The sequence below is a fragment of the Luteimonas sp. 22616 genome (assembly GCF_052044325.1).
Lineage (GTDB): Bacteria > Pseudomonadota > Gammaproteobacteria > Xanthomonadales > Xanthomonadaceae > Luteimonas.
In genome coordinates this window covers 1,526,554-1,545,032 of sequence record NZ_JBQEMW010000001.1, presented here as the reverse complement: position 1 = coordinate 1,545,032, position 18,479 = coordinate 1,526,554, and the positions used below count along the sequence as shown (strand labels likewise).

Annotated in this window: 19 protein-coding genes and 1 pseudogene; 13 read left to right on the top strand and 7 right to left on the bottom strand. The window is 68.7% G+C overall.

The window, feature by feature from the left end; genetic code table 11:
- Positions 1–106: 106 nt before the first annotated feature.
- From nth to ACTJIL_RS07080, 3 genes are all read right to left on the bottom strand, one after another.
- A complete protein-coding gene (nth, locus tag ACTJIL_RS07090; protein WP_440754835.1) occupies positions 107–793 on the bottom strand; it encodes an endonuclease III in 687 nt (228 codons plus the stop codon).
- A complete protein-coding gene (locus ACTJIL_RS07085) occupies positions 790–1,128 on the bottom strand; it encodes a hypothetical protein (protein WP_440755871.1) in 339 nt (112 codons plus the stop codon). The genes nth and ACTJIL_RS07085 overlap by 4 nt, the downstream gene beginning before the upstream one ends.
- Positions 1,129–1,211: 83 nt before the next feature.
- On the bottom strand, positions 1,212–1,994 hold the full coding sequence (locus ACTJIL_RS07080; RefSeq protein WP_440754834.1) for an enoyl-CoA hydratase/isomerase family protein: 783 nt from the start codon (positions 1,992–1,994) through the stop codon (positions 1,212–1,214).
- A 215-nt stretch (positions 1,995–2,209) separates the two neighbouring features.
- On the opposite strand from ACTJIL_RS07080, the gene ACTJIL_RS07075 reads away from it, so the two are divergent.
- The 3 genes and pseudogenes from ACTJIL_RS07075 (at position 2,210) to ACTJIL_RS07065 (ending at position 4,779) form a co-directional block, all read left to right on the top strand.
- The gene (locus tag ACTJIL_RS07075) at positions 2,210–2,911 is read left to right on the top strand and encodes an FKBP-type peptidyl-prolyl cis-trans isomerase N-terminal domain-containing protein (protein ID WP_440754833.1); all 702 of its coding nucleotides are present in this window, start codon (positions 2,210–2,212) and stop codon (positions 2,909–2,911) included.
- A 191-nt stretch (positions 2,912–3,102) separates the two neighbouring features.
- Positions 3,103–3,934: pseudogene (locus ACTJIL_RS07070) on the top strand (NUDIX hydrolase).
- Complete coding sequence (locus tag ACTJIL_RS07065) at positions 3,931–4,779, top strand: sulfurtransferase (RefSeq protein ID WP_440754832.1); 849 nt, start codon at positions 3,931–3,933, stop codon at positions 4,777–4,779. Before ACTJIL_RS07070 ends, ACTJIL_RS07065 begins: the two are co-directional and overlap by 4 nt.
- A gap of 45 nt (positions 4,780–4,824) precedes the next feature.
- Here the strand turns inward: ACTJIL_RS07065 and ACTJIL_RS07060 are convergent, their stop codons facing one another.
- Positions 4,825–5,583: an enoyl-CoA hydratase/isomerase family protein gene (locus ACTJIL_RS07060; protein WP_440754831.1), complete on the bottom strand. Its 759-nt coding sequence runs from the start codon at positions 5,581–5,583 to the stop codon at positions 4,825–4,827.
- A gap of 74 nt (positions 5,584–5,657) precedes the next feature.
- On the opposite strand from ACTJIL_RS07060, the gene ACTJIL_RS07055 reads away from it, so the two are divergent.
- The 7 genes from ACTJIL_RS07055 (at position 5,658) to ACTJIL_RS07025 (ending at position 12,167) form a co-directional block, all read left to right on the top strand.
- A complete protein-coding gene (locus ACTJIL_RS07055; protein WP_440754830.1) occupies positions 5,658–6,113 on the top strand; it encodes a copper chaperone PCu(A)C in 456 nt (151 codons plus the stop codon).
- Between the two features lie 339 nt (positions 6,114–6,452).
- A complete protein-coding gene (locus ACTJIL_RS07050) occupies positions 6,453–7,373 on the top strand; it encodes a hypothetical protein (protein WP_440754829.1) in 921 nt (306 codons plus the stop codon).
- 131 nt (positions 7,374–7,504) lie between these two features.
- Positions 7,505–7,912 carry a hypothetical protein gene (locus ACTJIL_RS07045; RefSeq protein ID WP_440754828.1) on the top strand — a complete coding sequence of 136 codons (408 nt, stop codon included), beginning with the start codon at positions 7,505–7,507 and terminating at the stop codon, positions 7,910–7,912.
- Positions 7,913–7,914: 2 nt separating this feature from the next.
- Positions 7,915–8,607, top strand: coding sequence for a C39 family peptidase (locus tag ACTJIL_RS07040; RefSeq protein ID WP_440755870.1), 693 nt, complete (start codon positions 7,915–7,917; stop codon positions 8,605–8,607).
- Between the two features lie 13 nt (positions 8,608–8,620).
- Complete coding sequence (locus ACTJIL_RS07035; RefSeq protein ID WP_440754827.1) at positions 8,621–9,121, top strand: hypothetical protein; 501 nt, start codon at positions 8,621–8,623, stop codon at positions 9,119–9,121.
- 45 nt (positions 9,122–9,166) lie between these two features.
- Positions 9,167–10,594 carry an acetate kinase gene (locus ACTJIL_RS07030; protein WP_440754826.1) on the top strand — a complete coding sequence of 476 codons (1,428 nt, stop codon included), beginning with the start codon at positions 9,167–9,169 and terminating at the stop codon, positions 10,592–10,594.
- 172 nt (positions 10,595–10,766) lie between these two features.
- Complete coding sequence (locus ACTJIL_RS07025) at positions 10,767–12,167, top strand: sigma 54-interacting transcriptional regulator (RefSeq protein WP_440754825.1); 1,401 nt, start codon at positions 10,767–10,769, stop codon at positions 12,165–12,167.
- 28 nt (positions 12,168–12,195) lie between these two features.
- On the opposite strand, the gene ACTJIL_RS07020 is transcribed toward ACTJIL_RS07025, so the two are convergent.
- The gene (locus ACTJIL_RS07020) at positions 12,196–12,621 is read right to left on the bottom strand and encodes an acyl-CoA thioesterase (RefSeq protein WP_440754824.1); all 426 of its coding nucleotides are present in this window, start codon (positions 12,619–12,621) and stop codon (positions 12,196–12,198) included.
- A complete protein-coding gene (uvrA, locus tag ACTJIL_RS07015; protein ID WP_440754823.1) occupies positions 12,618–15,563 on the bottom strand; it encodes an excinuclease ABC subunit UvrA in 2,946 nt (981 codons plus the stop codon). Before uvrA ends, ACTJIL_RS07020 begins: the two co-directional genes overlap by 4 nt.
- A 629-nt stretch (positions 15,564–16,192) precedes the next feature.
- Between uvrA and rplU the strand changes: the two genes are divergently transcribed.
- The 3 genes from rplU to obgE all read left to right on the top strand — a co-directional run bounded on the left by rplU (position 16,193) and on the right by obgE (position 17,977).
- Entirely contained in the window at positions 16,193–16,513 is a 321-nt protein-coding gene (gene rplU / locus ACTJIL_RS07010; RefSeq protein ID WP_440754822.1) for a 50S ribosomal protein L21, read from the top strand.
- A gap of 12 nt (positions 16,514–16,525) precedes the next feature.
- Complete coding sequence (gene rpmA / locus ACTJIL_RS07005) at positions 16,526–16,783, top strand: 50S ribosomal protein L27 (RefSeq protein WP_440754821.1); 258 nt, start codon at positions 16,526–16,528, stop codon at positions 16,781–16,783.
- Positions 16,784–16,909: 126 nt separating this feature from the next.
- Positions 16,910–17,977, top strand: a complete 1,068-nt coding sequence (gene obgE, locus ACTJIL_RS07000) for a GTPase ObgE (RefSeq protein ID WP_440754820.1) — start codon at positions 16,910–16,912, stop codon at positions 17,975–17,977.
- Positions 17,978–18,137: 160 nt separating this feature from the next.
- Here the strand turns inward: obgE and rpsT are convergent, their stop codons facing one another.
- The gene (rpsT, locus tag ACTJIL_RS06995; RefSeq protein ID WP_386712176.1) at positions 18,138–18,410 is read right to left on the bottom strand and encodes a 30S ribosomal protein S20; all 273 of its coding nucleotides are present in this window, start codon (positions 18,408–18,410) and stop codon (positions 18,138–18,140) included.
- Positions 18,411–18,479 lie beyond the last annotated feature (69 nt).

Below are 18,479 nucleotides of genomic sequence, written 5' to 3'. Positions count from 1 at the left end.
TATCGTCAGCATCGGCAGGGTGCCGCAGCCTGCCTGAGTCTGTGCCCGGTAACGTGACGGCGTCATCTTTCGCCCCGATGACCGGCGTGTGACAAGGGTGCGGGCTTCACGTCACGGGATCGCCCGGGGTCTTGTCGGGATAGCGGCACAGATCGCGGATCACGCAGTGCGGGCAGTCGGGCTTGCGCGCCTTGCAGGTATAGCGGCCGTGCAGGATCAGCCAATGGTGCGCGTCGTGCCGATACTCGGCCGGCACCACTTTCAACAGGCGCTCCTCGACCGCCCGCACGTCCTTGCCGCGTGCCAGCCCGGTCCGGTTCGATACCCGGAAGATGTGGGTGTCGACGGCGATGGTCGGCTCGCCGAACGCGGTGTTGAGCACGACGTTGGCGGTCTTGCGGCCGACGCCCGGCAGGGCTTCGAGTGCCGCGCGGGTCCGCGGCACTTCACCGTCGTGCAGGTCCAGCAGCAGCTGCGACATCGCCACCACGTTCGCGGCCTTGGCGTTGTACAGGCCGATGGTGGAGATGTACGGCTTGAGTCCTTCGACGCCCAGCGCGACCAGCTGCGCCGGGGTGTTGGCGATCGGGAACAAGCGGTGCGTGGCCTTGTTGACGCCGACGTCGGTGGCCTGTGCCGACAGGATCACCGCGACCAGCAGTTCGAACGGCGTCGAGTAGACGAGCTCGGTGGTCGGCTTCGGATCGAGCTCCTTCAGCCGTGCGAACAGTTCATGGACCTCGGCGGCCGGGAGATTGCGGCTGCGCCGTGCCGCCTTCGATGCAGGGCTCATGGCTTGCCGGCCGCCCGGGCCTTGGCGCGCGCGAGCGCGGCGGCCGCGGCCGGTGGCAGGGCAGGCTTGCGTGCATCGGTTTGCGCCGGGGCCGCCCGTCGCGCGGCGCGTTCGGCGGCGCGGCGCTGCAAGCGCGCGCTGCGTGCGCGATGGCGGTCGCGCGCGGCCCAGGCGTCACGCAGCCGCTGCTGCGCGGCGGCGATCCGTGCGTACGCATCGGCGTGGTCGTCGCGCCGGGCGCATTCCGGGCACGCGGTGAACGCCATCAGTCCCGCTTCGATCGCCGCGTCGATGTCGTCGTCGCGCAGCAGGCCCGCCAGTCTCGAGGCCTGCATGGCGTGGCGGTCGTTGCAGGTGGGGCAGGGCGTCACGTCGGAAGTCCCGGGGTCGCGTGGGTGGATAGGCATTGCACCGCGCGTCAGCGGTTGCGGAATTCGGGCTTGCGGCGTTCGAGGAAGGCGCGTGTGCCTTCGCGCATGTCGTCGGTCGAGAACACCAGGCCGAACTGCGCGCTTTCGTACTCCAGAGCCTCCTCGATGCCGCATTCGGCGCCGACGTTGACGCAGTCGAGGATGCCGCGCAGCGCCAGCGGCGCCGCGGCGGCCAGCTGCGCGGCCAACTGCATCGTCTCGGCCTCGAGTTCGGCCGCCGGCACCACGCGGTTGACGATGCCCAGCTGCTGCGCGCGCGCGGCGTCGATCGGGGCGCCGGTCAGGCACAGCTCCAGCACCGCGGCGCGCCCGGCCAGCCGCAGCAGCCGCTGGGTGCCGCCGAAACCGGGCACCAGGCCGAGGTTGATCTCCGGCTGCCCGACCTTGGCGGTGTCGGCGGCGATGCGCAGGTGGCAACACATCGCCAGTTCCAGGCCGCCGCCGAGCGCGAAGCCGTTGACCATCGCGACCACCGGCTTGGGCATCTTCTCCACGCGTCGCATCATGCGCTGGCCGCGCAGCGAGAAATCGCGTCCCTGGACTGGCGTCAACCCGGCCATCTCGGCGATGTCGGCACCGGCGACGAAGGCCTTCGGGCCGGCGCCGGTCAGCACGACTGCGCGGATGGAATCGTCGTCTGCGGCCGCGTCGAAGGCGGCATGCAGCGCATCCAGGGTGGCGACGTTCAGCGCATTCAGCTTGTCGGGGCGGTTGACGGTGATCACGCGGATCGCATCGTGATCGGCGATCAGCAGGGGGGAGTCGGTCATCGGGCGATCTCTTGGGCAGGCGTGGCCAGCTAGCGGAACTTGCCGGGCCGGCGCGGGTCGGAAGGCGGTCGTCAGTGGCGGTTAAGCCCTGTGACCGTTATCCTACCCCGTCCAAATGGGGCGGCTCGACCGCCCCAATTGCATGATGGACCCACAACATGCCGGATCCATCTAACGACCGGACCCCATACGGACCAATCCTGGAGATCCACCGAATGAAGTTGCGTTTGCTTGCCGCCACCCTCGCGGCTCTGACCCTGGTCGCCGGCACTGCATCGGCCCAGGACACCTCGTCCGAAAAAGGCCAGTTGAGCTATGCGCTCGGTTACGACCTCGGCCGCAACCTGATCGAAAGCGGCGAAGCCGTCGACGTCAACACCGTGATCAAGGCCGTGCAGGACGGTTACGCCAAGAAGGAACCGGCGGTTCCGGTCGACAAGCTGCGCACCGCGGTGCAGAACATGCAGAAGCGCCAGATGGCCAAGGCCAAGGCGGAGTTCGATAAGGTCTCGGCCGCGAACAAGGCCAAGAGCGACGCCTACCTGGCCCAGAACAAGGCCAAGACCGGCGTGAAGACGCTGCCCAGCGGCGTGCAGTACCGCGTCGTCACCAACGGCACGGGCGCCAAGCCGACCCAGGCCAGCGAAGTGCAGATCAACTACAAGGGCGCGCTGACCACCGGCCAGGCCTTCGTCGACACCTTCAGCCCGCCGGAAGGCCAGAAGCCCGGCCCGGTGAGCCTGAAGGTCAGCCAAGTCCCGCTGGTCGGCCTGCGCGAAGCGCTGCTGCAGATGCCCGCCGGCTCGCGCTGGGAAGTGGTGATGCCGGCCGACAAGGCCTACGGCAATACGCCAGAATCGCCGATCGGCCCGAACCAGGCCGTGGTGTTCGACGTCCAGCTCGTCAGCGTCAAGTGACGCATCGGCGCGCGCTTCAGCGCGCCTTTGCCGATGCGTCATCCCCGCGAACGCGGGGATCCAGCGACTTGTGACCCGGCGCGTATCCTGACCAGGAACGCCCGGATCACCTGATGTCACCAGGCTGCGCCGGCCCCGTCGACGCAGCCTTTTTATTGCGCTGTTCCGCAGCGCATCGAGTAGAAGGAATCATGGATTTCGCATTCCGCGCCGTGCTCAGCCCCTGCACCGGCGTGTGCACCATGGCCGACGACGGCTACTGCCACGGCTGCCACCGCACATCCGCGGAGATCGCGCGCTGGATCCAGATGGGCGATGACGAGCGGCTGCGGCTGATGGAAACCGTGCTGCCCGAGCGGGAAGCCAGCCGCGGCTGATCCGATGGCATCCGGCGACCCCGCACCGATCACCCTGTCGCGCCTGCGCGAAGCGCTGCATCCGCTGGCGGCGATGCCGACCGGCGACGGCTGGAACCACGACGAACTGCACGACCTGCTGCTGCCGGAGGCCGTCATCGCCGAAGCCGCGGTGCTGGTTCCGCTGGTGCCGCGCGAATTCGGCCTGCGCGTGTTGCTGACCCGGCGCACCGACGCGCTGCGCCACCACCCCGGACAGGTGAGCTTCCCCGGTGGCAAGGTCGAGGACGACGACGCCGACGTGGTGGCCGCGGCCCTGCGCGAGGCATCCGAGGAAGTCGGGCTGGCGCAGTCGCAGGCGCAGCCGCTGGGCTATCTCGACCCGCTGTCCACGGTGACCGGTTTCCGCGTGCTGCCGGTGGTGGCGCGGGTCGACCCCGCCTTCGTCGCCGTGCCCGATCCGTCGGAGGTGTCGGACGTGTTCGAGGTGCCGCTGGACTGGCTGATGGCGCCGGGCAACCTGCAGCGCATCGCCATCGACTATCGTGGCCGCAACCGCGAGGTGCTCGAATTCCTGCGCCCGCCGGCCGCTCCCTCGCAGCGCATCTGGGGCGCGACCGCATCGATCCTGTTCAACCTGCGCGAAAGACTGGAGCGATTGCCATGACCACGCCCTGGACCACGCTGGTCGATGTCGAGACGCTGGCTGCAGCGCTCGATCGCGATGACCTGGCCATCCTCGACTGCCGGTTCTCGCTGGCGGCTCCCGAAGCCGGCCCGGCCGCCTACGCCGCATCGCACATCCCGGGCGCGCTGTACGTGCACCTGGACCGCGACCTGTCCGACCACCGCAAGCGCGGCGGCGGCCGCCATCCGTGGCCTGACGCGTCCGATTTCAACGCGCGCCTGGGTGACTGGGGCATCACGGCCGCGCACCAGGTGGTGGCCTACGACGATGGCGATGGTGCGCACGCGGCGCGGCTGTGGTTCCTGCTGCGTGCGCTGGGCCATGAACGCGCCGCGGTGCTCGATGGCGGCTGGGCACGCTGGACCGCGCTCGGCCTGCCCACCCAGACCGGCGTGCGTGACATCACGCGCGTGGCCCGCACCGGGCGCTTCGACGATGCCCGCCTGCTCGACGCGACGCAGGTGCAAGGCCACCTTGCGCGCGGCGGGATGCTGGTCGACGCGCGTGCACGCGAACGGTTCCGCGGCGAGGTCGAACCGATCGACCGCGTTGCCGGGCACGTGCCCGGCGCGGTGAACCGCCCCTACGCGGACAACCTCGCCGAAGGCCGCTTCAAGCCGCGCGAGCAGCTGGCGCGGGAATTCCGGGAGCTGCTAGGCGCGCGCGAAGCCGACGACGTGGTGGCGATGTGCGGCTCGGGCGTCACCGCCTGCCACCACCTGCTGGCGATGGAACACGCCGGCCTGCCCGGCGCGAAGCTGTTCACCGGCTCGTGGAGCGGATGGATCGAGGATCCGCAACGACCGGTCGCGAGCGGCCCGTAGGTCGGGGCTACGCCCGGACGCCAGTTGCCTTCGCAGGCGCGCCGTTCATTTGCCGAGCTTGGCTACCAGAGCCCGCAATCCCGCCTGCGTATCCGGGTCGTTCCACGCGTCGACGAAATGGTCGAGCCCGATGTTCTCCGGCTGCAGCGCCTCGACGATGTCGGCCCGGGCGATCGCGCGCGTTGCCAGCACCGGCTTGCGCGGCAGCTGCAGCAGTTGTTCCAGCCAGGACAGTGCGCGCGCGGGGACCTCGTCGATGCCGGTGAGCTCGTCGACCAGGCCCAGCGCCAGCGCCTGTTCGGATTCGACCAGTTCGCCGGACACCAGCAGGCGTTCGGCGCGGTGCGCGCCGACGGCGCGACGCATCAGGCGCTGGATGCCGTCCGGCGCGACCAGTCCCACCTGGGTTTCGTTGAGGCCGATGCGGTACGGCCCGCTGGCCATCACCCGGTAGTCGCAGCACAGCGCCAGCACGCAGCCACCCGCCGGCGCGTGGCCATTGATCGCGGCCGCGACCGGAACCGGGCACGCGGCCAGCGCCCGGGCGGCCGCGAAGAACTGTTCCCACGCCGCCTTGAGCGCGTCGCGGTCGGCCAGGGTGAGCAGGAAGGGCACGTCCAGCCCGGCCGAGAACACCTTGGGGCCGCCCGACAGCACGACCCCGCCCACGCCGGCCGCGACCGCGTCGCCGATCGCCTCGGCCAGCTGGTTGCAGACCATGGGGTTCAGGGCGTTGACCGGTGCGCGGTCGAGCTGCAGTTCGCGGATGTCGCCGTGGTCGGTGCGCTTGATCAGGGTGGTCATGCCGGTCCTGTGCTGTGCATGGCCGCTTCGGGCCGGTTGAAGGGGGGCTTGGTGGGAGTGGTTATCATAGGCGCATGTCCATGCACCGAATCCTCGCCGCGCTCGCGCTCGCCTCGGCCGGCATGCTGGCCTTCCTGCCACCGGCTTCGGCCCGCGACTGCCAGCCGCAGGTGCGCGACGGCTGGGTGCGGCTGGGGCCGGCCGGCATGCCGATGATGGCCGGCTTCGGCCGCATCGAGAACAGCTGCGCGACGCCGGTCACCATCACCGGCGCGAGCAGCCCGGCGTTCGGCAGCGCGGAACTGCACGAGACGCGCATCGTCGACGGCGTCAACCGCATGCGCCACCTGCCCGAACTGCGCATCGCGCCCGACGCCGTGGCCGTGCTCAAGCCCGGCGGCATGCACCTGATGCTGATGCAGCCGCACGCGCCGCTGAAGGCCGGCAGCCGGGTCGTGGTGTCGTTCCGGCTGGCCGATGGCGGCGAACTGCTCGGCGAGTTCGAAGTGCGCAAGCCCGACGCCCTGTAGGCAGGCGTCGACGCCGGCGGGCGTTGCACGCATGAAACACATTGCGCGGCGGCGATGCCGCGCCCATCCCCGTTGAATCAGCCACTTGCCGCGCAGCGCCGCGCCCGGGCGCCGGCTTCGCCTGCGCGATGTTTCATCCCTGCAACGCTTTTGATGCTGTTTTCGCCTGTTTTTCGCCGGCCGGGGGACGGGCGTGAAGCAGTGGGCGAGAAACTCCAGTTGCCTCAATGGTTTGCGATGGCCGAGCGCGGTTGGCATCGAACCTGCGACAGCGGTCGATGCGTCGCCGTCGACGCCCGGGTCGGGCGTGGCGGCGCAAACCATCGAAGGAGAACAGCAATGCGCATTCGCAAGAGCTTGATTGCAACGGCCGTGTCGGTCGCGCTTGGTTTCTCGGGGCAGGCCTGGTGCCAGCAGGACGAGTCCGGACGCGGCGACAACAATTCCACCTACAACGAAGACAACAGCGGCGACAACCGCGACAACCTCGGCATTGCAGTCGCCCTCGGGCTCGGCAATGCGGCCGCGGACAACAACAGCACGGCGACGACCAACGTCGCCGATTCGTTCAACTCCAGCTCGGCGGTCGCCACGACCAACCTGGTCGGGGTCGTCAGCGGCAACGCCGTGTACGACATCGGCAACACCGCCCGCAACAACGGCAACGCCAATGGCGGCGATGGCGGAGACGGCGGCCTTGCGGTCGGTGGCTTCGCGTACGGCGGCAATGGCGATGGCGGTGACGGCGGTGACGGCGGCGACGCCGGTGCGCTCAGCGCGCGCGACGGCGATTCGGGCAGCACCGGTATTGTCGGCGCGATTGGCCTGGCCGGCGCGTACGACGAGACCGACGCCCGGGCGCGTTCGCGTGAGCGGGGTGCCGGCGATTCCAGCGCCGACGCCAGCGCCACCGGAAACGCCAGCGCGACCGCCGATGCCTCGGCGACCGGCGGCGACACCAGCAGCACCAACGACGGCAGCAGTGGCGACGCGATGGCCGACGGCGGGCGTGGTGGTGATGGCGGCAACGGCAACGGTGGCGATGCCATCGCCGGTGCCGGTGTAGGCGGCAGTGGCGGGAGTGGTGGCGACGGCGGCTCGGCTTCGGCCGATGCCGGCAGCTTCGACATGTCCAATGCAATGAACGGCTCCGCGAACGCGGCGGCCGGGATCATGGTGGTTGCGCAGAACAGCGGCGCATCGTCGTTGATCCAGCAGGGCGTCACCGTGCAGGCCAACCTCAACGTGGGCGGCCCGTAGGCGACGTTCGGCGCGTCGCGGTGTTCCCCTGCGCCGCGGCGCGTCGTTGTCGTGCCCCGTGCGCATCGCCAGGCCCCCTCGGCGGTGCGCACGGTTTTCCTCCGCGGCCCCTTGCGGACAGGAGATCGAAGATGCGTTCCCTGATTCCGAGAGTTTCCTTGGTGTGCGTCACCGGCATCGCGCTGGGCCTGCAGGGCGTGGCGTTCGCAGCCGGCCAACAGGCTGCCTCCGGCGCCACGGATGACTCTATGCCGGTGGCGCAAGCGGCGCTGCCGGCCCCGACGATCGGGCAGCCGCTCGGCGATGGCGCGCTCGATGCGCTGCGCGGCGGCGAATCGCTGGTCGTCACCGAGACCCGCAACGACGGCGAGGTGAACGGCAACCATGCCGACAACGTCACCAGCGGCCTGAACGCCATCGACGGTGGCGCGTTCGCCAATGCCAGCGGCATCACCACGGTGATCCAGAACAGCGGTTCGAACGTGCTGATCCAGAACGGTACCGCGGTGAATGTGCAGTTCGCGGACCCGATGCCGTGAACATGCTCGCGGGCCTGCGCTGCTTCACGGGCTGCGTGCTCGCGTTCGCTGCGTGTGCGGTTGCGCATGCCGGCTCGGTCAGCGTGCGGGTGCCGTACAGCGGCAGCTACGAGATCCACCTGACCAGCCTCAAGGAAGCGCGGTTCAAGACCACCGTGCCGCAGCAGTACGACTTCAGCTGCGGCTCGGCGGCGACCGCGACGCTGCTGACCTACCAGTACGGACATCCGGTCACCGAGGCCGAGGTATTCCGGCAGATGTATGCCAACGGCGACCAGGCCACGATCCGCAAGCAGGGTTTCTCGCTGCTGGACATGCGGCGCTACCTGCAGTCACAGGGTTTCCAGGCGGACGGCTTCGAACTGCCGCTCGACAAACTGTTCGACGAAGGCTTGCCGGCAATCGTGTTGCTCAACGATCGCGGCTATCGCCACTTCGTGGTGGTCAAGGGCCTGCGCCGTGGCCGCGTGCTGGTGGGCGATCCCGCGCGCGGCACGCGCGCGCTTACGCGCCGCGACTTCGAGCGCCTGTGGGACAACCGGGTGCTGTTCGTGGTGCATAACCGCCGCGACCTGGCGGCCTTCAACCAGCCACGCGACTGGCGGACCGCACCACCGGCGCCGATGGAGACCGGCATCGGCCGGCAGAGCCTGCAGTCCATCGTCATGTCCAGGCGCGGACCGGGGGACATCTGAGATGGCAATGCACATGAAAGCGACCTCGCGACGCCTGCTGCTCGTGGCGCTGCTGGCGACCGCGGGGATCGGCTGGCCGGATCGCGCGCCGGCGCAAGCGCTGCCGGGGCCGGGCTGGATTCCGCTCGCACCCGAAACGCTCGACGGCCTGCGCGGCGGCTACCAGCTGCCGTCCGGGTTGCTGCTGTCGTTCGGGATCGAGCGCGCGGCTTGGGTCAACGGCGAGCTGGTCTCGTACCTGCGCGTAGACATTCCCGACATCGCCAACATCACCCCCGCGCAGGCGCAGGAACTGTCGAAGATCGCGCAGACGCAGCTGGTGCAGGTGGGGCCGGGGAACGTGTTCAACGGCATTGGCAACGGCGGCCTGGTCATTCAGAACACCCTCGACGGGCAGGACATCCGCGCAAGCACCACGCTCGATGTGAGCGTCAACACGCTCGGCTTGTTCCAGGCGTTGAACGCGGGCGATGCATTGCGCAACGCAGCGTTCACCGCGCCGGGAGCGCCGTGACGCGCGGCGATGCTTCGATATGTACAGGCAACGGAAAGGATGACCATGGAACGGAAGGCAGGGGAGATCGTGGTACGCACGCTGCTGGCCAGCGCGCTGTCGCTGGCACTCGCGGGCGTGGCCCATGCGCAGTCGGCACCGTCCGGCGCCGACCGCATCGAACAGCTCGAGGCGAAGGTGCAGGCGCAGGATCGGCAGATCGAAAGCCTGCGCCGGATGCTGGTCGAGCAGCAGCGTTCGATCGAGGCGCTCGGCAGCCCGGCTGGGGAAATGCAGGCGCGCCAGCTCGATGCGCTGCGTGCGCGGGGCGAATCGGCCGATCAGCCATCGCCGCTGGCGCCGGCGTTCGCGGCGGCTGGTGCGGCAGCGCCGGTCGCCGCGATGCCCGGTGCCGCGGCGCCTGACGCCACGGCGCCCATCGCGACGCAGGCACAGGCCGGCAATTCCGGCGACGGACGCGTGCAGGTCGGACGCCCGCCCGAAGAGCTGTCGCGACCGCCGGAGATCGCGCAGATCTTCGATCAGCCCGGCGTGCTCACGCCGCGCGGGAAATTCATCCTCGAGCCGTCGCTGCAGTTCGGCTATTCGTCCAATGACCGCGTCGCGCTGGTCGGCTACACCATCATCCCGGCGATCCTGATCGGCCTGATCGACGTGCGCCAGGTCAAGACCACCAGCGTGACCGCGGCGCTGGCCGGCCGTTACGGCGTCAGCAACCGCTTCGAGCTCGAGCTCAAGGTGCCGTACACCTACGTCAACGGCGACACGGTCAGCCGCGAGATCTTCACCGGCACCGCGCAGGACAGCGTCTTCAACACCGACGGCCGCGGCATCGGCGATGTCGAGTTCACCGGCCGCTACCAGCTCAGCAACGCCGGCCCCGACCGGCCGTTCTACGTGCTGTGGCTGCGCTACAAGAGCCGAACCGGCAGGGACCTGTTCGAGGTCACCACCGATTGCGTCACCCGCTGCGTGGCCAACGCGACCGGCACCGGGCTGCCACTGGAGCTGCCGACCGGCAGTGGCTTCGAGGCGATCCAGCCCGGCGTGACCTGGCTGTACGCGTCCGACCCGGTCGTGTTCTTCGGCAGCTTCAGCTACCTGCACAACTTCAAGCGCAGCAACGTTTCGCGTACGGTGCTTACCGGCGCGCCCGAAGGCTTCCCGCAGACCACCACCGAGTTCATCGGCGACGTCGAGGCCGGCGACATCATCGGCTTCAACGTCGGAATGGGGCTGGCGCTCAACGAGAAGGCCGCGATCAGCATCGGCTACGACCAGAGCCTGGTCGGCAAGACAAAACAGAACGGCGAGGACACGCCCGGTGCGGTGCGGGTCATCCTCGGCACGCTGGTGCTCGGCGGCTCGTACCGGCTCAGCGACCGCACCAGCCTGAACGTGGCGCTGGGCGTCGGCGTCACCCGCGACACGCCGGACGTGTCGCTGAACGTGCGGGTGCCGATCACTTTCTGAACAGGCAGCCCAGGCGGCCGCGCGCAAACGCCTCGCATTGCGGCACGGGCGTGCCGTCATCCACGTGAATGCTCCCGTGCACGACGTGTCCGCACCGCGCGTGCGTCGCCGTTGCCTGACTTGGACGACATTTGCGGTGCCTGAGGGGGCGGGCGCATGGAGTGAGGGGCGCATGCGAACCAGGCGGGAAACGCGCGATCTGATCGTGGTGTCGATGGCGGGCACCGGGCCCGCGGGCGACCTCGACGGGCTGTTGCAACAGGGCTGGCGCCTGTGGAGGGCCGAAAGCGCCAGCGACATCCTGCGGTTGCTCAAGACCCAGCCGCGAACCTGCTTTGCCGCCTTGCTGGAGCTGCGCGGCGCCGATCCACGCAAGACCGGCTCTCCCCCGCGCGTGGATCACCTGATGCCGGTCCTGACGATCGCGCGCATCGGCTGGGTCGCGGGCGTCACCCAGAAGCAGCTGGAGCAGCCGTGGGTGCGCCGGCTGATCCACCACTACTGCCACGACTACGTCACCCTGCCGTGCGCCAGTTCGTTGCTGGGCGTGGTGCTCGGGCACGCGCACGGCATGGCGGCACTGTCGCCCGACGATGGGCAGGAGCATGCCGGCAGCCTCGACGGCGACGACATGATCGGCGAGAGCCCGGCGATGCGCACCATGCAGCAGATGCTGCAGAAGGCTGCGATGACCGAAGCCCCGGTGTACATCGCCGGCGAGACCGGTACCGGCAAGGAGCTCGCGGCGCTGGCCATCCATCGCCGTTCGGCGCGGCGCGAGCGGCCGTTCGTGGTGATCAACTGCGGCGCGATCCCGCAAAGCCTGATGCAATCCGAGCTGTTCGGTTACGAACGTGGGGCGTTCACCGGCGCGAGCCAGCGCAAGCTCGGCCGCATCGAGATGGCGCATACCGGGACGCTGTTCCTGGACGAGATCGGCGACCTGCCCATGGACTCGCAGGCGTCGCTGCTGCGCTTCCTGCAGCAGGGCAGCATCGAACGCCTCGGTGGCCACGAGGAGATCCGCATCGATGTCCGCATCCTGTCGGCCACCCACGTCGACCTCGGCGCCGCGGTGGCCGACGGCCGTTTCCGCGAGGACCTCTACCATCGCCTGCGCGTGATCGAGCTGCGCCAGCCGCCACTGCGCGAGCGCGGCGGCGACATCGACCTGATCGCGGCCCATGCGCTGTCGCGGCACGCTGCCGAAGCCACGCGCCGGATTCGCGGTTTCTCGTCGTGTGCGCGGCAGGCGATGCAGCGCTATGCATGGCCGGGCAACGTGCGTGAACTGGTCAACCGGGTGCGCCAAGCTGTGGTCATGGCCGATGGCCCCTGCATCACCGCCCGGGACCTGCGCCTGGATGGCGAGGACATCGACGCGCCGGAAACGCTGGACGCCGCCCGTTGCCAGGGCGAACGCGCGGCGATCGAACGCGCCCTGCAGCGCAACGGTCACCGGATGGCGGCGACAGCCCGCGACCTCGGGGTTTCGCGCGTGACGCTGTACCGGCTGATGGCCCGGCACGGGCTGCGCGATGACGAGGCGGCCGTCGGTGCGGGCCGCTCCTAGCGACGGCTCGAGGAGAATCCTCGCCACCTCAGCTGGCGGATAGCTCCCCACTCGCGGCGCGGCGCACCGCGCCCGGCAGCGGTGTCGGACGCCCGCTGGCGCGTTCCACCCAGACCATGACGACATGCCCGTCGGCGTACAGCGTGGCGCCGTCGGCGCTGGCGATGGCGTGGCCGATGGTCACGCTGCTGTTGCCGACGCGATCGGCGAACAATTCGACGATGACTTCGGCCGGGTAGGGGATCGGCACCCGGTAGTTCATCTGCACCGCCGCCAGCAGCGGCGCAGTCGCGTCGGTCACCCATTCCTCGCCCAGTGACTCGAACCAGCGGATCCGCGCCTCTTCGAGGTAGGTCATGAAGTTCGAGTTGTTGACGTGGTTGAACGCATCCAGGTCGCGCCAGCGCAGCGCGATCTGCATCCGGAACAGCGAGGTCCGGTTGTCCAGGCTCATGCGGCGGTCCTCTTGCGGGTCGTGGCCTTCTTCGCCGCCTTCGCGACCTTGCCCTTGCCCTTGTCCGCAACCGCGGGCTTGTCCATGCCCAGCGACTTGGCGAGGAACTGGCCGGTGTACGACTGCGGCATCCCGGCCAGATCCTCCGGCGTGCCCTGGGCGATGATCATGCCGCCGCGATGGCCGCCCTCGGGGCCGAGGTCGACCACCCAGTCCGCGGTCTTGATCACGTCCAGGTTGTGCTCGATCACCACGATGGTGTTGCCGTCGTCGCGCAGCTTGTGCAGGACCGCGAGCAGGTGCTCGATGTCGTGGAAGTGCAGGCCGGTGGTCGGCTCGTCGAGGATGTACAGGGTGCGGCCGGTGTCGCGGCGCGAGAGCTCCTTGGACAGCTTGACGCGCTGCGCCTCGCCGCCCGACAGCGTGGTCGCCGGCTGGCCGAGCTTGATGTAGCTCAGCCCCACGTCGAGCAGCGTCTCGAGCTTGCGCGCGATGCTCGGCACCGGTTCGAACAGTTTCAGCGCGTCCTCGACCGTCATCTCCAGCACGTCGTGAATGCTGAAGCCCTTGTAGAGGATCTCCAGCGTCTCGCGGTTGTAGCGCTTGCCGCCGCAGACGTCGCAGGGCACGTAGACGTCGGGCAGGAAGTGCATCTCGACCTTGATCAGGCCATCGCCCTGGCAGGCCTCGCAGCGGCCGCCGCGCACGTTGAACGAGAAACGCCCGGGTGAATAGCCACGCGCGCGCGATTCGGGCACCTGCGCGAACAGCTCGCGCAGCGGCGTGAACAGGCCGGTGTAGGTCGCCGGGTTCGAGCGCGGGGTGCGACCGATCGGCGACTGGTCGATGTCCACGACCTTGTCGAATAGGTCCAGGCCCTTGACCGCGCGATGCGGCGCCGGCTTGTGCGAGGCGCCGTTGATCTCGTTGGCGGCCAGCGCATACAGGGTGTCGTTGATCAGCGTCGACTTGCCGGACCCGGACACGCCGGTGATCGCGGTGAACAGCCCCGACGAGATCGTCAGGTCGACGTCCTTGAGGTTGTTGCCCGACGCGCCCAGCAGCTTGAGCTGCATCTTCGGGTTGGGCTTGTGGCGCAGCGATGGCACCGCGATCTGCTTCTTGCCGCTGAGGTATTGGCCGGTCAGCGAACGCGGGGCCTTGAGCACGTCGGCGTAGCTGCCTTCGGCCACCACCTCGCCGCCGTGCACGCCGGCACCCGGTCCGATGTCGACGATATGGTCGGCCAGCCGGATTGCATCCTCGTCGTGCTCGACCACGATCACCGTGTTGCCCAGGTCGCGCAGGCGGGTGAGGGTGCCCAGCAGGCGTTCGTTGTCGCGCTGGTGCAGGCCGATCGACGGTTCGTCGAGCACGTACATCACGCCCACGAGGCCGGCGCCGATCTGCGACGCCAAGCGGATGCGCTGCGCCTCGCCGCCGGACAGTGTGTCGGCCTTGCGCTCGAGCGTCAGGTAATCGAGACCCACGTCGACCAGGAAGGTCAGCCGCTCGCGGATTTCCTTGACGATCTTGGTCGCGATTTCGCCGCGCCAGCCCGGCAGCTGCATCTGGCCGAAGAACGCCAGTGCCTCGTCGATCGGCAGCACCACCAGGTCGGGCAGCGGCCGGTCGGCGACGAACACGTTGCGCGCCGCGGCATTCAGGCGCGCGCCGCCGCAGTCGGGGCAGGGGCGCTCGCTGATGTACTTCGAAAGCTCCTCGCGCACTGCCGCGGACTCCGTTTCGCGGTAGCGGCGCTCCAGGTTCGGCACGATGCCCTCGAACTTGTGCTTGCGCTGGGTGCGGCCGCCGGCATCGGTGAGGTAGCTGAAGCTGATCACGTCCTTGCCGCTGCCGAACAGCACCGCCTGGCGCGACTCTTCGGCCAGTTCGTTCCACGCCGTGTCGACGCCGAAGCCGAAGTGCTTGGCCAGCGACTGGATCAGCTGGAAGTAGTAGGCGTTGCGGCGGTCCCAGCCGCGCACTGCGCCCGCGGCGAGCGACAGCTCCGGGTGCACCACCACGCGCGCAGGATCGAAGAACTGCGACACGCCGAGGCCGTCGCAGCCCGGGCAGGCGCCGACCGGCGAGTTGAACGAGAACAGGCGCGGTTCGAGCTCCGGCAGTGCGTAGTCGCAGACCGGGCAGCTGTACTTCGAGGAGAACAGCAGCGGCTCGGCCGGGCTTCCATCGGTACCGCTGTCGTTGAGCGACTGCACCGTGGCCATGCCGTCGCCGAGCTTGAGCGCCGTCTCGAACGACTCGGCCAGGCGCTGCTTGATGTCGTCGCGGACCTTGAAGCGGTCGATCACCGCTTCGATGGTGTGCTTGACGCGCAGCGCCAGCGGTGGCACCGCGTCGATCTCGTGCAGTACGCCGTCGACGCGCACGCGCACGTAGCCCTGCGCGCGCAGTTGCTCAAAGACTTGTGCGTGCTCGCCCTTGCGCTCGCGGATCACCGGCGCCAGCAGCATCCAGCGCTGCTCGGCGGTTTTTTCGTCGTTGCCCAGCGCCAGTACCTGGTCGACCATCTGGCTGACCGTCTGCGCCTCCAGCGGGTAGCCGTGGTCCGGGCAGCGAGGCAGGCCCACGCGCGCGTACAGCAGGCGCAGGTAGTCGTAGATCTCGGTGATGGTGCCGACGGTCGAACGCGGGTTGTGCGAGGTCGACTTCTGCTCGATCGAGATCGCCGGCGACAGGCCTTCGATGTGGTCGACGTCGGGCTTTTCCATCACGCTCAGGAACTGGCGCGCATAGGCCGACAGCGACTCGACGTAGCGGCGCTGGCCCTCGGCGTAGATCGTGTCGAACGCCAGCGACGACTTGCCCGAGCCGGACAGGCCGGTGATCACGATCAGCTTGTCGCGCGGCAGGTCGAGGTCGATGTTCTTGAGGTTGTGGGTACGGGCTCCGCGGATGCGGATGGTGTCCATCGCCATCGGGTGTGGGGACCTTGGAAGCGGGGAGGGGGTCCGTCGCCAGGATCGCGAGCGAACAGGGAAGCGTAACGAGCCCCCGATTTGGGGGCAAATGGCGGAAATTGCCAGCCTGCCGGAGCGGCGTCGCAAACGGCGCGACGCGGGCATTCAGGCGATGCACTGGGCGGCTGGGATCTCCGCGAGCGAGTGGACCAGCATCGGCCCGCGGCCGGGCGGGGCGGGCCTCGCTCTTCGCTCAGTCAGGGCATCCTGCCCTGATTCGCGCGCCGGCCATCCATGGCCGGCTTGACGCGAGGCCCACCCCGCCCGACCGCTTGGATAGCGTCGCTGGGGCGTTGGGTTCAGAGAAGCCTGCGTCCCCGACAGAGCGGCTGGGAGGCTGGGGGCTGCGTCAAGCGCGCCATGGATGGCGCGCGCCCGAGTCAGGGCAGGATGCCCTGATCGAGGGAAAAGCAGCCCCCGGCCTCCCAGCCGCGGGCTGACGCCACCCGACCCCGCAGTTCAATCCAAGGCTGGGGATGGTTGACCCTAACCCGCTGAAACCCCTACAATTCCGCTTCTGTTCGCCCTCGATGGCGGGCAGGCGAAGAATAACTACAGAAGATCCACGAAATCAGGAAATCGCAAACATGTACGCAGTTCTGGTCACCGGCGGTAAGCAATACCGCGTGATGAAGGGCGAGACGCTCCGCGTCGAGCTGCTCGATGCAGAAGCCGGCAAGGAGATCACGTTCGACAACGTGCTCATGCTCGGCGACGGCGATGGCATCAAGGTCGGCGACGCGCTCAAGGGCGCCACCGTCACCGCGACCATCAAGGCCCATGGCCGCGCCGACAAGATCCGCATCGTCAAGTTCCGCCGCCGCAAGCACCATCGCAAGCAGATGGGCCACCGGCAGCACTACACCGAAATCGAGATCACCGGCATCGCCGGTGGCGACAAGAAGTAAGGAGAAGCAGCCATGGCACATAAAAAGGGCGTAGGTTCCTCGCGCAACGGCCGCGACTCCAACCCGAAATACCTCGGCGTGAAGATCTATGGTGGCCAGGCCATCGAGGCCGGCAACATCATCGTCCGCCAGCGCGGCACCCAGTTCCATCCGGGCATGGGCGTCGGCCTCGGCCGCGACCACACCCTGTTCGCGCTCGTCGACGGCAAGGTCGAGTTCGCGGTCAAGGGCCCGAAGAAGCGTCGTACGGTCAGCGTCGTCGCCGGTTGATCCCGACACGCTGATCCACGAGGAGCCCCGCTTCGGCGGGGTTTTTCGTTTGTGCGATATGCGTGGCCGCGCTTCCGTGGCCGCGCTTCGCAACCACTTCACAAGACACCTTCAGAATCCACGCGCATGAAACTCGTCGACGAAGCCGAAATCACTGTCAGCGCCGGCAACGGCGGCAATGGCTGCGTGGGATTCCGGCGCGAGAAGTTCATCCCCTTGGGCGGCCCGGACGGCGGCGACGGCGGCGACGGCGGCAACGTTTGGCTGGAAGCGTCGGAGAACCTCAATACGCTGGTCGATTTCCGCCACCAGCGGCAGTTCCGCGCCCAGCGTGGCGAGAACGGCATGGGCCAGCAGCGCTACGGCAAGGGGGGCGAGGACGTCACCATCGTCGTGCCGGTCGGTACCCAGGTCATCAACGTCGGCACCGACGAGCTGATCGGCGACCTGATCCGCCACGGCGACCGCCTGCTGGTCGCCAAGGGCGGGAAGGGCGGCCTTGGCAACATGCACTTCAAGAGCTCGACCAACCGTGCGCCGCGCCAGGCGTTGCCGGGGTTGCCGGGCGAGGAGCGCGCGCTGCGGCTGGAGCTCAAGCTGCTGGCCGACGTCGGCCTGCTCGGCTTTCCCAACGCCGGCAAGAGCACGTTCATCCGCGCGGTTTCGGCGGCGACGCCGAAGGTCGCCGACTATCCGTTCACCACCCTGTACCCGAACCTGGGCGTGGTCAGCGTCGAGCCCGGGCGCAGCTTCGTGATCGCCGATATCCCGGGCCTGATCGAAGGTGCGGCCGACGGCGCCGGCCTCGGTAGCCTGTTCCTGCGCCACGTGCAGCGCACCCGGCTGCTGCTGCACCTGGTCGACATCGCGCCGATGGAAACCGGCGTGGAGGTCGAACCGGTCGAGCAAGTGCGCGCGATCGAGGCGGAACTGCGCAAGTACGACCCGGCGATGCTGGAAAAGCCGCGCTGGCTGATCATCAACAAGGCCGACCTGATGTTCGAGGACGAGGCGCGGGTGAAGGCGGAGGAGATCGTCGCCGGGCTCGGCTGGGAAGGCCCGTGGTTCCTGGTTTCGGCGATCGGCCGCGAGGGTACCTGGCCGATCATGCTGGAAGTGCAGGCGTTCTTCGACCGCCTGCGCGCCGACGCGCTGGAGGCGGCGGCCTTGAATGCACCCGTCGACGGGCTTTGACGCGATGGTGCCCGGGGCTGCGTCCGCTTCGGTGACGGCCGCGTCCGGTGGTTTCCACCCGCTTCCGCTGCTTGCCGGGAAAGGGATGGCGCGGACGGAAGTCCGGGCAACAAAAAACCCGGCCTGCGCCGGGTTTTTCGCGAAGCGTCGATCGATGCGATCAGGCGGCGGCCTGGATCGCCTTGATGCGCGCGGTGAGGCGGCTCTTGTGGCGGGCAGCCTTGTTCTTGTGGATCAGGCCGCGGGCGCTGAAGCGGTCGAGGATCGGCTGCGCGACCTTGAAGGCTTCCTGGGCGCCGGTGGCGTCGTTGGCGTCGAGCGCCTTGAGCACTTTCTTGACGGCGGTGCGCAGCATCGAACGCTGGCTGTTGTTGCGCAGGTTGCGCACGACGGCCTGCTTGGCGCGCTTCTTGGAGGACTTGATGTTGGCCACAATGAATTCCTGGATGGCCCGGGCATGCCGGGTTTGAGCGTTGGGCGGGAAAACGAACGGGAAATTATG